The sequence below is a fragment of the Gardnerella sp. DNF01144 genome (genome assembly GCF_049244245.1).
Taxonomy (GTDB): Bacteria; Actinomycetota; Actinomycetes; order Actinomycetales; family Bifidobacteriaceae; genus Bifidobacterium; species Bifidobacterium piotii.
Map to the genome: position 1 here is coordinate 1,448,684 of NZ_CP058390.1, position 13,637 is coordinate 1,462,320.

Sequence of the window (13,637 nt, forward strand, 5' to 3'; positions counted from 1 at the left end):
TGCTCGCGTTCATGTCCGGTTCCCAAACCGCCAGCTTGCCACTCGCTTATAGTGAGTGTATAATCTAGTTTTGCGGTGGTCATGGCTCAGGTGAGACGCCCGGCCCCATTCCGAACCCGGAAGCTAAGGCCTGATACGGTGAGGGTACTGCACTCGATAGGGTGTGGGAGACTAACACGCTGCCGCATTATTCTTCTAGCGGGGAACTTGATTGTTCCCCGCTTTTTTATTATTTAATATGTTGTTTTCCCCGAGAATGTACGTAAAATGAGTGGAATCTGGTACAAAAAGCGGAAAAGATTGACGTGGTTTGTAGTTCTAATCAGCGTGTTGCGTCGTTAGCGCGCGACGAGCTGACTGAGCGCTTTGCTTAGATTTGTCTCATCAATGATGCAAATGTAACGAAAATCAGCTAAAAAACGTTACAAACGTCGCGCGCGTGATGCAAATATAACAAATCTGTAGTGCGATTGCGCTGAAACATGTTAGTGTAAAGAATCTTGTTAGCGTAAAGAGTAGTGTGTAAGTGTAGCTTTAACACAATTAAAAACGGAAGTATGTATGAAAAAGGCTCTTATTAACATTGATTATACGAATGATTTCGTTGCAAGTGACGGCTCTCTTACAGTAGGTGAGCCTGCACAAAAGCTCGAGAAGCGAATTACAGAGATATCGCAAGAATTTCTAGACGCTGGCGAATTCGTTGTTTTTGCAATCGATACGCATCATCTAAACGACCCGTATCATCCTGAAACTAAGCTTTTCCCACCTCACAATATTGCTGGAACTCATGGCCAGGAGCTCTATGGAACTCTTGGTGATTTTTATGAGGCAAATAAAGATAAAAGCAACGTGTATTACATTCACAAGACTCGCTACTCTTCGTTTAATGGCACGGATTTGCTGATTAAGCTTCGCGAGCGTCATATTGAGGAGCTGCACTTGGTGGGAGTTTGCACGGATATTTGCGTGCTTCACACTGCTGTTGACGCGTATAATCTTGGCTTCAAAATCGTAGTTCACAAAGATGCAGTCGCAAGCTTTGATCCGCAAGGTCATGAGTGGGCGCTTCGTCATTTTAAGACTTGCCTTAATGCAGATATTGTAGAAGGCTAAGATCTTAGCTAAAAATATAAATAATTATTAAATAATCAATTATTAAATAATCGACGCTGGTTGCTTTGAGCTGCCAGCGTTTTTGTTTAATCGGAGTGTCGACTTGACTATTAATGAGAATCATTATTATTATTGATAGACGTTGTAAAGATATCTTCAATAGTCATTCGTGAAAGAAGAGCGCGAATAGGCGAAATAGAGAAGATGAAGTGTAGAGAGCGAAACAGTAATATGACTCAGGTCATTAAGAATATGGTAAAACGCGCGTTCGCGATGTGCGGCGTTGGAATACTTGCGTTTGCAGTGCTGGTATCGGGGTTCAGTGCTGCAAATCCTGCGTACGCGGATGATCATAAAACGTCTTATAAGTATTATGAAAATAAAACGGATGAATTAAAAAAAGGTCATATGGATATTTTTTATCCGTTTATGCACAATGACAAGCTAATAATGGGTTTTGAAGCCAACTCAATGCTTTACAATCCAGAAAACGTAACAATGAGGGTTGGGAACTCTTCGTATAGCACTAAGCCTTTTGATAATTACAAAAACAAGTTACCATTCGATGCATCAAAAGGTTATTGGCTTTTAGACGAATCTGGTAATAAACAAGATAAAGAGCTATTCCCAGGATGGGATACGTCTATAGCAAGATACGCTGTTGACGCAGAAAATCCAGATGGAGCAACTGCAGACATTGTTGTGCAAAAAGTAACAGCTCCTAAAGGCGGAAAAGTCTTAGTATGGGAGACGGATAAAAATAAGCAGGGTGAGCATATAGCTAAGTCTTTTGAATACAAAGATAAAGACGATGTTGAAGGTGAAGAAGGTAGTCGTTTTGAGCTTCCAGGCGTAATTCATCAGCCGCAGGTTACGCATCAGCATACGAATTGGGTATTTACAGAGCCTGGAACTTATACTTTAGAGGTTTATGCGGTTATTAAGAATCGAGTAACTCAAAAAACGCTTAAAACAGACACTGCTAAATATACTTTTGAAGTTGATGCAAATAGCAGCCATATGGTTTCGAGCGATTCGGTTGTTAGAGAACGCGGAAAAGCGGAAATCCCAGTTTTGGATGCAAATACTAAAGACGAAGACCCTAGCGATAACCCTGAGTGCCAAGATGGTCAGTTATGCATTCTAGGAGTTAGAAAAACGGGCTCTCATCCTCACTATCATTCTTACGAAGAAGGCGGCGACGTAAACCTTTACACATACATGGATGGTTTAAAGGAAAAAATCGCAAGTGGAGAAATAAAAAGGCCTACATATGAATGGTGCATAACGCGTGCAGATGAGCAAAAGGGGACGGAAGGAACTTGCTTTATTGGAGAAAGGCTTATACTTCCGCCAGAGCCTGCAATGAATAATATGCAAGTTTCTGTTATTGTTACGGCTTTTGAAGGCACTTTTGATTATGAAAAACAACGCGCAACTGCAAAAATTGTTGTAGAAGATCACGGAGCCGACGGTAGGCCAGTTGTTGCAATTAAGGGCAAAAACAAGGTTAAGATTGGCGAAACCGTACATCTTAATGCAAAGCTGTATTCGCCTCGCGTGCCTGTTGTAAATGGTAAGGCAGGAGAACCAGAAAAGCCTGTTACATCCATAGTCAAAAAATACAGGTGGATGATTAAAAAAGACGGCGAAAAAGAGTTTAAGAACATACCAATGGCAGAAGGAAAAACACTTGATTTAGTGATTGATAAGAGCATGCAAGATGCTGTTATACGCGCTTCGCTTGTTTTGGATAATGGAACTTTGTATAGGAATGCTGGATACGACGATTTTTGCGATTGGAGTGTGAACATAAAGAGAGATAGGAAGGATGGCGATGCTGGAGATTCTGGGGAAGCTGGCAGCTCTGGGGCGCATAAGAATCGTAAGCAAAATCGTAAGCATGCGAAGAATCGCAAGAACACAAAGAATCGCAAGAAGAATAAGAGTCATGAATCTGCAACGGATGAGAATGACGAAAATAATAATGGCGATGAAAATGGCGATGAAACCGATGCAGAAGATGAAAATAGTCAAGATTCTAACAGCAATAGCGATTTAGAAAAGAATCGCAAGAAGAATAAAAAGAAGTCAGACGAGAAGTCAGACAAAAAGTTAGATGAAAATGACGATAACAGCGGAAGCCAAAATAAAAGCGAAAACAAAATACAGAGTGTAACGCCACTTGCTGCTGTGGCTGGTAAAGGCGGAGCGCTTGTTAACGCTGGAAAATCAGGAAGATTAGGCGGTGGATTCGCAGGACTTGGCAGCTTTGGAAAGTCAAAGAAATCTAAAGCAATAAAAAAGTCTAAGCCACTTAAGAGTAGTAGCAAGAAGGTCAAAAATAGTCACCAAGATTCTAATGATTCTAGCGATTATAACGACAGTGATTTAGACGATAATCAAGAAAATAGCGAAGAAAACAGCCATAAAACAAAGTGGGTGGCAGCAGCTGTTGGAACTGCAAGCGTGAGCTTGTGTGCAATAACGGGAGCTGGCGCATTCTTGATGAAGCCACGCATAAAGCTGTTGTAGAAAGACGCTCGCAAAACTTTAGAAAACACTAGTATAACAAAATCAAATTTAGGACTTAAGGATAAAAAATGATTAGAAATAAGAATCACGTAGCAATTGCGTTTATTGCTGCAATATGTTCGGCGATTACGTTGATTGCAACAGTTTTAATGCCATCTCCACTTGTTGGGCCAGCGAATGCTGTAACAAGCAATCAGCCAGTGATGATTCAAGCTGGTCACGCCGATTTTGGGCCAACGCTTTCGGGCGGAAATTGGAAGATGAAAATCCGCGATGATACTGGTGATGAGCCAGTTTGGAGAGACCCAGAAAACGTTGTATTTAAGCTTGGCAGCAACTCGATTATTCCAATGCCAAACGATTCTACCTACAGTTTTATTGGCGAAAAGCCAGGAACAAAGCTTTATGTGATTCCGCAAACTCAAAATCCTGACGTTCCATGGCTTGGGTGGAACACTCAAGAAGGCGGAGTGCTAAACGAGCTAGACCGCGGAGCAAATCTTTCTCTTGATGGCGTAAGTGGCCCTGGAAAATTGCATGTTTACTTGGAAAATGGCAATAATGCTCCACAGCAATTATGGGATAGCACTAAAGGATATCCGCAAAACAGCTGGATTGAAGCGAACGCGCACACGCATGTAAATTGGGTGTTCTCTAAGCCTGGAATCTACCACGTAAAGCTCACTTTTTCTGGAAAGCTAAAGAATGGTCGCGCTGTAAGCGATACTCGCGTTCTTAACTTTGCTGTAGGAGATAAAACGGATGCGCAAGCGGCTTTGCCAAGCGCAAGTGCTGGTAGTGCAGATCAAGGCGGAGCTTCGCAAACGGATGCGCAAGATGAGGCTAATGGCAGCGAAGACGCGGATGGTAATGGCGACGGAAACGCAGCTAATAGCGAAAACAATAATGGCAATAAATTTGCAAATAATTCGAGAAAAAAGCATAAGTCCAACTCCGACGACACTGTAGCAATCGCGCAAATTGTGATGATTGTATTTGCGATTTTAACAATCATAATTATTGCGTTTATTGCATTCGCTGTAGTAAAGAGCAAGCGTGCGCGCCAAATGGCGATTAATCAGCATGATTCCAACTCGCACCAAAACACTTCGATTTTTAATAATTTAGGACAAAACAATGCGTAATAAAACATTGAGTAATAAAACTTTGCGTAACAAAACATTAATTTGCTTTAGACTAATAAGCGCGATTATAAGCGCAATAATATCTTTTGGATTCTTGGCATCAATGTGCTGCTGCAATTGCGGTAGTGCGTATGCGAGTGAAGCTGCGCAAGAGGAGTCTGCTGAGCAAGGTGGGCAAGATACATCTGATGCACAAGAAGATTCTTCTACAGTTTCCAATCAGAATGCTGAAGGTAAGAACAATGAAGATTCTAATCAATCTGAAAATGAAGAAGCTTGCAAATATGCTTCTATGAAAGACGATGATGAAAAGGTCGATGATTCTTCCATAATTGCAAAATGTAGAGTATACAAAGGTCATACAGACGCTTTTGCAACGTATATTAGCAAAAGCGGAAAGTTTGTTTTATCTACGCGCGGAGATGACTTCCCAGGCAATAGTGGTAATCATATTAGGTTTAGTACAAGTCGATTGATATTTGTACTTGGAAGTAACACTAAGCAGTCTAGTGAAGGCTTAAAATTCTTGCCAGAAAATGGTGCAAATGTGCCAGTTTGGGGATTGCCTCAAACACAAGATACAAGTAAATTGTGGCCTGGTTTTGCAACAGAAACATTAGACAAAAAAGCTGGAATAGTTGCTGTTCGCTTTGCAATAAAAAAGGCAGTTATGCCGAAGGGTGGAGCTGTGTATGCGTACCAAGAAGACGCTCATAGCGAAATAACGCCTGTTATAGGAACGCCTAATACAAAGTTTCCGAACAAAATGTATGTAGATGCAGAAAAGCATATGCACGTTAGCTGGGTGTTTACAAAAGCAGGCAAGTATGTTCTTAGCATGGAAGCCGCTGCAATAACTGAAAGTGGAAGTATTGTTAAAGACCTTCAAGACTACACGTTTGAAGTGGATATGAAAAACGCGGATTCTAAAGATAGTAAAGATAGTAGAGAATCAGCTATTGCGGACGACAATAGTTTTAACGATTACAGCGGATTTAACAAATTTATGCATTCTGATTCAGATAAAAAAGATGATGGCAATGAAGATGAAGAATCTGAAGACAACGAAGATGAAGATGATGAAGATTCTTCCACTTCGATAGTCATAAACGGAAACAACAACAGAGTTTACGTAACGCCATGGCCTGGTGCAAAGCCAAAAGATGGATTAGCAAATCATAGCTCCAGTGAAGATGGCAGTGAAGATGGCGAAAATAGTGGTAGTGGCGAGTCTGAAGCTGAATCTAAATCCAAAAATAAAAAGCAAAAGTCAAGTAAAAAATGCTCAAAATTTAAGGATTTACAAGGAAATAAGCTAGTTATTAAACATGGTCACGTTGATTTAGCGACCTATTCAACTGGTAACGGAATAGGATTTGCAGTACAAGAAGACGTGACTGGAAGCCACGTAAAGCGTGACCCTAGCAAAGTTGTGTTTTATGCTGGAAAATCAGCTAAAGACGGTAGCGTGTGGAGACTGCCACAAACACAAAAAGGTAGCGTACCATGGGTTGGCTGGAGTAACCAGAATTTAAGCCCACACAAGCCAAGTAAAATCAGCCTTAAATCTGTAAAAGGGCCAGGTAGCGTGCGCATTTGGTTGCAAGGTTCGTTAGGCGGAAAAGCTAAAACGCTTATGTCTAGCGGCGGAAACCGCACGTACACTATTCCAGCAAACACGCATATGCATTTGAATTGGGATTTTTCAAAGTCTGGGTACTACACGATTCGTCTTGCTGTAAGCGCTAACGGAAAAACAGTTGCAAAGGATTTCCATTTTGCGATTGGTGTGGATCCAATGGAAAAGCCTATGAGTTGTAGCGCTGGAAGCGATGAAGATGGCGACGATGGTGATGGTGATGATGAAGATGTAGATGGCCAAGAAGATGGCCAGGAAGATGGCCAGAATGATGGTAACGTCAATAACACCAATGTAAATACAAATGCAAATAATGGTAACAATGGCAACAATAACGGCGGTTCAACTGCGTTAGCTGGATCTTATTCTGGCGGAGGATCGTCGTTCTTTGGGTCTGGCTCTGGTCTTGCAAAGTCTGCTAAAACGGGCAAAACTGGCAGGTCTGTAAGTCTTTCTGGAAGCACTTTAGGAAAGTCAAAGGGCTTGCAATCAAAGTACGGCGCAAAGCGAATTAAAGGATTAAGCCAAAGCCTTAGAAGCGGAGTTAAAAGCGAAGAACCTAGTGGAATTATAGGCTTGTTCCAACGCAAGCCAGTAGTTGCATACACTGCTTTAAGCCTTGGAATTGCAACGATTTCTGGAACTTGCGCAGCTGGATTGTTTGTTCTACGCAAACGCGGACTAATACCTGCAGGGGGCTTATTTAGCGCGCTTATGGGTTTGAAATAGTGCGTAGAAAACGTTGGTAAAATTAATGAAATTCGTTGATTTAGTAGGTAAAAAAAGTGCGATGCGTGCTGCTGCGGCCGCTTTAGCTGTTTTAACAGCGCTGCCGATGGGCGCGTGCGGTGCGCCTAATAGTGTACTTCACGCAAATAGCGCAAAATCTGGCAAAATTAACGTTGTAACAACAACTGGCGTTTTGCGAGATATGGTTGCGAATGTTGCAGGAGACGCAGCAAATGTGAGTGCGATTGTGCCAGACAACGCGGATCCGCATTCGTACGAGCCGCGTTTGCGCTCAATTAGAGACGTTGTGTACGCGGATGTTGCTTTTAGCAATTACATGATGCTTGAAGAACACGGCGTAATTACAGCTTTGGACGCGAACTTGCGAAAAGGCGTGCCAAATGTGCAACTTGCGGAAGAAAGTGTGAAGCACGCGGCAGATATTATTCCGATGATAGAAGACGTGTCTTTAGACACGATTTGGCTAGGGCTTGCTACAGAACGCATGGCTGCGCAGCCGAGCGAGGAAGCGCATAGCGCGCAAGGCGCTACAAGTGCAAATACGCAAAAGCGTGCGGAAGAATCGCCCTCGGCGGCGGCTGGTGAGTTAGCTTCGCTAAACAATCTCAATAAAACAAAAACAAATTCAAAACAAGATAGTCAGCTAGAAAAGTCAGGTCAATCTTTGCAATCAAACGCGCCTTCTACCGCAACAAAAGAAGGTCGCGCAACTGTAATAAAGCCTAACGCATACAACATGAAGCGTTCCGACAGAATACGCTTAACAGCAACAAAAGTAAGCGGACCAGGCGCGCTATTTGCATACTTGACTGGCACTTTTGGAAGCGTAGAAACATACTTTAACAGCGCAAACGGCATAAGCGCAGAAGACCACATAGACTTGCCAGCAGACGCGCACACGCATTTAAGCTGGGCATTTAGCAAGCCAGGCGAGTACACACTTGAATTGCACGCCGACATGCTAAACGCGCAAAATGAGGTAGTTTCTAGTCTTGGAAACGCTAAAATGCGATTTGCTGTAGGCGTAAACGCGCAAAAAATAGCCAAAAAACGTGGAGCTAGTGTAGTGCTGAACAAAGGTCATGCAGATTTAGCTTACGACTTAGCAAAACGCGGATTTGTGTACCGCGTAGATACTTTGCAAGAAAAACGCTCCGCTGCTCCAAAACGAGTGTATTACAAGCCGCGCGATGTTGTTGTAGAAGTGCCAACTAACGCGCTAAAAGAGATACCAGCCGAACAAGGATACAGGTTTTTGGGAGCTGCAAGGCAAAAGATTTATCAGCTGCCGCAAGCAGTTTTAGGAAAGCACGTTCACGGAGACATTGACCCGCATTTGTGGCAATCCGTAAAAAATGGCATAGCATACGTGCGCACAATCGCAGATCGCCTTTGCGAAGTGGACCCTAAAAATGCTCGTAAATATCGCGAAAATGCGGATCGATACATTAACAAGTTGTTAGATGTAGACGCGTATATGCGCAAAAAAGTTGCGTCAATACCAAAAGAGAAGCGCAATTTGGTTACAACGCACGACGCTTTTGCGTACTTGGGTAAGACTTACGGCGTGAACATTGCAGGATTTGTAACGATTAATCCTTCGAGCGAGCCGAGCGTGCAAGATAGGCGTAGATTGCAGCAGATTTTGCGCGATTTAGAGATTCCAGCTGTGTTTTTGGAGCCAAATTTGATCTCGCGTTCGTCTGTGCTTAAAGAGCTTGCGGCGCAAGCGAACGTAAAAGTTTGCCCGATTTATGGAGACGCTTTCGATTCTAAAGTGCGAACTTACGCGGATATGATGCGAGCGAATGCGGATTCTTTAGCAAAGTGCTTAAAGTGAGATTTAAGTTGGATTTAAGTGAGATTGATGTTGGATTTAAGTTGGATTTAAGCGATGAGGATTGACGAGGGAAATATGGACGCAAATATGGATGCGAATATGGACGCGAATGCTGTTATAAGCGCGCAAAACTTAATCGTAAGTTACGGCAGTCGCACGATTGTAAAAGACGTTTCGTTTACGATTAAAAGTGGCGAATTTGTGGGACTTCTTGGCGCAAATGGAGCTGGTAAAACAACGCTTTTCCGCGCGATTATGGGGCTAATACCGCATTCTGGAAAGCTGGAAGTGCACGCTAATAAAAGCGGTGAATCTTCGATTAATTCGCGAGTAAACAACGTTGGTTACGTGCCGCAACGCCACGATATTGCGTGGGATTTTCCACTTTCTGTACTAGACGTAGTAATGATGGGTCGCATTCGTCACATTGGCTACGTTCGTCGCGCAAAAACAGAAGACTACGAGATAGCGCTTGCTTCTCTTGAGCGCACAGGAATGGCGGATTTTAGGGATCGCACAATCGGCGAGCTTTCGGGCGGCCAAAGGCAGCGCGTACTTGTTGCGCGTGCTCTTGCTGGGCAGCCGCGATTAATGCTTTTAGATGAGCCATTTACAGGCTTAGATATGCCTACTCAAGAGCTGCTCACGAGTCTTTTTTTGGATTTAGCAAAGTCGGGAGAAGCGATTTTGATGAGCTCGCACGACATAATCGGATCTATAAACTCGTGTTCTAGAATCATGCTTTTTGACGGAAGCATAGTAGGAGATGGCGCTCCAGAATCGTTAAACGCAAATCAATGGGTGCAAACATTCCATGTGGATGCGCAAAATCCACTAATCAAAGCTGTAGAGCGCGTTATGGCGCATGAAAGTGGGGCAGAAAAATAATGCTATCTCCAATCGACTTTATACAAGACCTTACAAACCCAGACCTTTGGTTTTTGCTCAAAGCGCTTATAGTGGCGTGCCTTTCTAGCGTAATTTGCGGCGTAGTTGGATGCTACGTGGTGCTACGCGGAATGGCGTTTATTGGAGACGCAGTGGCGCACTCCGTGTTTCCAGGACTTGCAATCGCGTTTGTTCTGCAAGGAAACTTGCTGTTTGGCGGCGCGCTCGCAGGAGTTGCAACCGCGCTAATAGTATCAATCTTTAGCCAAAATCGCAGGCTTCGCGAAGACTCGTTTATCGGCGTATTTTTTGTGTCTGCCTTTGCGCTCGGAATCGTAGTAATATCAAAAGCTTCTGGCTATGCAGGATCCCTGGAATCGTTCCTATTCGGCTCCATTACGGGAATCCCAGACTCCGACATTGCTGTAGTGGCAATAACAGGGTTAATAATCGTAACGCTTTTAATGATGTTCCACAAAGAGCTAGTATGCGTTTCGATGGACCGAGAAACAAGCCGCGCAATGGGCTTGCCAGTAGCGTGGTTGGATGGAATGCTATACGTTTTAGTTGCTATTGCTGTAGTAGTATCTGTGCAAATAATTGGAAACGTGCTTGTTTTAGCGCTTTTGATTACGCCTGCGGCGACTGCGCGATTGCTTACTGACCGACTTGGAAAGATGATGATTTTGGCGCCTGCTATTGGGTGCGCTTCTTCGATTCTTGGAATGTACTTGTCTTGGAGTTTAGACACTGCTACTGGCGGCACAATCGTTTTGGTTGCCACTTTTATGTTTGTTCTAGCGTGGGTGTGCTCGCCTAAACACGGGTTGGTAGCGAGAATTGTGCCGAAACTACGCTCAGTCGTTGCACGATTTGACTGAGCTTGAAATTGCATAACGCATTTCAAGCTCCTTCAAAGCGTGATTTGGCTTAAGGCATAAAGTCCAGTGGACTTTATGCGCCAAATCAGCCGAGCGGCTACTAATAGCCGCGAGGAATAGAGCGCTGAGCCGCTCAAACGTAAAGTCCAGTGGACTTTACGTGCGGCGAAGACGTTCGCGCGCTTAGACCGCGCGAACGAAACACTTTTGCGTATAGCTTATGAACGTTAATATTCTAAGGTTTTAGGTTTTAGTACGGCGCTATTTATTGCTCGTAGAGAAATACATCAAACCTTCTGGATATCTAGGACTTTTGCGTGGCTTTTATCACCGAGATTCTCGATTTTTCTTGCTACTTCAGCGAATCACCATCGGAGGACTGCGAATCGACTTGCATGAGCGCTTAAAGCGTAGCGCGCGAATGCACTTCGATTCGCTGAGCCGCTCAAACGTAAAGTCCAGTGGACTTTACGTGCGGCGAAGACGTTCGCGCGCTTAGACCGCGCGAACGAAACGCTTCATCCGCTGCGAAAAATCTCGAATCTCTACAGCGCCTGGCGTAATCATGTAGTGTGCTTATGGAAGATTTTGCGGTTTATACTTTGCGGCACAATAGACGTATGGTATCTAAAGGAAAACCTTCGCCTAGAAGCGCAGTTAAGCCGCTCAGCGATGAGCAAGTAGAACGCTTAGCGCGCACACACAAGTTAGTTGATCCTACTTATTACTACCCAACTGGCGCGCGTACGCCAAACGCAGCAGAAATCAACGCGCAAAATCCAAAGGCAACCGAGCGCCTGCTCGAAGGAACGTCTAGAGTGCTTAGATCTCGTTGCAAAGTGCGCGCATGGGGACTAGAAAACGTGCCAGAAGAAGGCGTGTTTATAACCGCTTGCACGCACGTTACAATGTTCGACGTTTTTGTGCCAATGACGTCTCTATTCCACCAAGGTCGCCGTCCGCGATACATGGCAAAAGCAGAACTTGCGCATTGGCCAATCTTAGGAAAATGGTTCCAGCTTGTTGGCATGCAACCAGTTCCACGCAGAAGTGGAAAAGCGCGCGAAATCGAAGAAGAATCGATTAAAATCCTTACAAACGGCAGGCCGCTTAGCGTATGGCCAGAAGGAACAGTTACGCGCGACCCTCAAAAATGGCCTATGAGCATGAAGCCAGGAATCGGAGTTATTGCACTCGAAGCATCGCGCAGGCTGGGGCATCAAATTCCGCTATTTTGCGCTGTTACATGGGGTGCTGCAAGCATTAATCATTGGTGGCCGTGGCCAAGGAAGAACGTTGTAATGTGCTACGATGCGCGTCTTGACTATTCGGATCTTCTAAAAGATATGGAGCATTGGGGCGATTTGCCGCCTATGGAGTCTGCTGCCGAATTGGCTCGTCGCGTACGCGTGCGCATGACGGAAATTATGGAAGAGATTCGCGGCGAAAAATCGCCAGAAGGATACTTCGATTACAAGCTTATGAAAAGAGTCAAAGAATAGCGATTGTAAATTTGCGATTCGATAAGTCGTAGTGCGTTGGCGAATCGTTAGTGAATCGTTACGAAATCATAGATAAATCATTGACGAATCGTTAGCAAGTCACTAATAAAGTCTTCACAAAATGCCCGTAAAGCGCACTGTGTAGAATTATGTAATAGTGTGATTAAAAGTTGACTATGAGTTGACTAGGTTGACTATGAGTTGACTAGTTGTAAATCGCTACAAATGTCTTACGACCAAAGCGGTTTACACTAATAAACCGAAAGGCTAGGCGTAAACATGAACGTTACGGTGTTGGGTGCTGGAGCTTGGGGTACGGCGTTTGGGCAGGTGCTTGCAGACGCGGGAAATCAAGTGACAATGTGGGCAATAGAGCCGCAAATTGTTGAAGGCATTCGAGATAATCACCGCAACGAAGTGAGACTGCCAATCGTAGAGCGTTTGCCAGAAAACATGACGGCTACGGGGAATCGCGAAGAAGCTGTAGCAAACGCAGACATTGTAGTAGTTGCGATTGCAGCACAATTTGCGCGCGTTGCACTCGAAGAATTTGCTGGCAAAATTCCGCAAAATGCGATTGTTGTTTCGCTTATGAAAGGCATTGAGCGAGCTACAGGAAAGCGCATGGACGAAGTTGTGTGCGAGGCCTTGAACTTACCGCGCAACCGTTTTGCAGCATTATCGGGGCCAAACTTAAGCAAAGAAGTGGCATTAAGGCAGCATGCTGCGGCGGTAGTTGCGTGCGAGAATCGCGAGAATGCCGAAGTTGTAGCAAAAGCTTGCTCAAACAGCTATTTTAAGGCGTTTGTGTCAAGTGACGTAATCGGCGTAGAAATGTGCGGATCGCTTAAAAATGTTGTTGCGCTTGCAGTTGGCATGGCTCGAGGAGCAGGTTACGGCGAAAACACGGCCGCTATGATCGAAACTCGCGGTCTTGCAGAGTTGACGGCATTGGGCGTTGCGGAAGGCGCAGATTCGCGCACATTTGCAGGACTTGCAGGCTTTGGCGATTTAGTTGCAACTTGTGGGTCTCCGCTAAGTCGAAACTACACTTTTGGATCAAATCTTGGAAAAGGCATGAGCGTTGAAGAAGCAACCGCTGTGAGCAATGGCGTTGCGGAAGGCGTTCCAACTACTAGCGCGGTTGTGGCAATGGGCAAGCGTTTGGGAGTTGCAACTCCGCTTGCAAGCGCAATGGCTCGCGTGTTAGAAGAAGGAATCTCGTGCCAAGAGATGCTTGCATTGCTTTTTGATAACGATGTTTGCGAGGAGTAGCGAAGCGCGAAAGTAGCAGTTGCGAAAGCCGCGCGTTAATCGTAAGCATGCAAATCGTAAGTGCGT

At 44.5% G+C, this 13,637-nt stretch carries 8 protein-coding genes, 1 rRNA gene and 1 pseudogene; all 10 read left to right on the plus strand.

What is annotated here, in order from left to right:
• Positions 1 to 71 precede the first annotated feature (71 nt).
• The 10 genes and pseudogenes from rrf to HXT36_RS05950 all read left to right on the plus strand — a co-directional run bounded on the left by rrf (position 72) and on the right by HXT36_RS05950 (position 13,571).
• Positions 72 to 188 (plus strand): 5S ribosomal RNA (gene rrf / locus HXT36_RS05905).
• A 373-nt stretch (positions 189 to 561) separates the two neighbouring features.
• Entirely contained in the window at positions 562 to 1,116 is a 555-nt protein-coding gene (locus HXT36_RS05910; RefSeq protein ID WP_004125197.1) for a cysteine hydrolase family protein, read from the plus strand.
• A gap of 231 nt (positions 1,117 to 1,347) precedes the next feature.
• Positions 1,348 to 3,651 (plus strand): choice-of-anchor M domain-containing protein, encoded by a 2,304-nt coding sequence (locus tag HXT36_RS05915; RefSeq protein ID WP_421778769.1) that lies wholly within the window; start codon positions 1,348 to 1,350, stop codon positions 3,649 to 3,651.
• A 68-nt stretch (positions 3,652 to 3,719) separates the two neighbouring features.
• A pseudogene (locus tag HXT36_RS05920) lies at positions 3,720 to 4,793 on the plus strand (choice-of-anchor M domain-containing protein); the annotation flags it as partial.
• Positions 4,789 to 7,164 (plus strand): choice-of-anchor M domain-containing protein, encoded by a 2,376-nt coding sequence (locus HXT36_RS05925; protein ID WP_421778770.1) that lies wholly within the window; start codon positions 4,789 to 4,791, stop codon positions 7,162 to 7,164. The pseudogene HXT36_RS05920 and the gene HXT36_RS05925, both read left to right, overlap by 5 nt.
• 25 nt (positions 7,165 to 7,189) lie before the next feature.
• A complete protein-coding gene (locus tag HXT36_RS05930; protein WP_421778771.1) occupies positions 7,190 to 9,025 on the plus strand; it encodes an anchored repeat ABC transporter, substrate-binding protein in 1,836 nt (611 codons plus the stop codon).
• Between the two features lie 54 nt (positions 9,026 to 9,079).
• A complete protein-coding gene (locus HXT36_RS05935) occupies positions 9,080 to 9,913 on the plus strand; it encodes an anchored repeat-type ABC transporter ATP-binding subunit (RefSeq protein WP_421778772.1) in 834 nt (277 codons plus the stop codon).
• Complete coding sequence (locus HXT36_RS05940; RefSeq protein ID WP_004129803.1) at positions 9,913 to 10,794, plus strand: anchored repeat-type ABC transporter permease subunit; 882 nt, start codon at positions 9,913 to 9,915, stop codon at positions 10,792 to 10,794. Before HXT36_RS05935 ends, HXT36_RS05940 begins: the two co-directional genes overlap by 1 nt.
• Before the next feature lie 620 nt (positions 10,795 to 11,414).
• Positions 11,415 to 12,296, plus strand: coding sequence for a lysophospholipid acyltransferase family protein (locus tag HXT36_RS05945; RefSeq protein ID WP_415695144.1), 882 nt, complete (start codon positions 11,415 to 11,417; stop codon positions 12,294 to 12,296).
• A 279-nt stretch (positions 12,297 to 12,575) separates the two neighbouring features.
• On the plus strand, positions 12,576 to 13,571 hold the full coding sequence (locus tag HXT36_RS05950; protein WP_421778773.1) for an NAD(P)H-dependent glycerol-3-phosphate dehydrogenase: 996 nt from the start codon (positions 12,576 to 12,578) through the stop codon (positions 13,569 to 13,571).
• Positions 13,572 to 13,637: the final 66 nt, after the last annotated feature.

What these genes read in the sequence shown, in the direction of transcription:
- HXT36_RS05930 (WP_421778771.1), top strand. Translation starts at nt 7,190, where the DNA reads ATGAAATTCGTTGATTTAGTAGGTAAAAAAAGTGCGATGCGTGCTGCT.
- HXT36_RS05950 (WP_421778773.1), top strand. Translation starts at nt 12,576, where the DNA reads ATGAACGTTACGGTGTTGGGTGCTGGAGCTTGGGGTACGGCGTTTGGG.
- HXT36_RS05910 (WP_004125197.1), top strand. Translation starts at nt 562, where the DNA reads ATGAAAAAGGCTCTTATTAACATTGATTATACGAATGATTTCGTTGCA.
- HXT36_RS05915 (WP_421778769.1), top strand. Translation starts at nt 1,348, where the DNA reads ATGACTCAGGTCATTAAGAATATGGTAAAACGCGCGTTCGCGATGTGC.
- HXT36_RS05935 (WP_421778772.1), top strand. Translation starts at nt 9,080, where the DNA reads ATGAGGATTGACGAGGGAAATATGGACGCAAATATGGATGCGAATATG.
- HXT36_RS05940 (WP_004129803.1), top strand. Translation starts at nt 9,913, where the DNA reads ATGCTATCTCCAATCGACTTTATACAAGACCTTACAAACCCAGACCTT.
- HXT36_RS05925 (WP_421778770.1), top strand. Translation starts at nt 4,789, where the DNA reads ATGCGTAATAAAACATTGAGTAATAAAACTTTGCGTAACAAAACATTA.
- HXT36_RS05945 (WP_415695144.1), top strand. Translation starts at nt 11,415, where the DNA reads ATGGTATCTAAAGGAAAACCTTCGCCTAGAAGCGCAGTTAAGCCGCTC.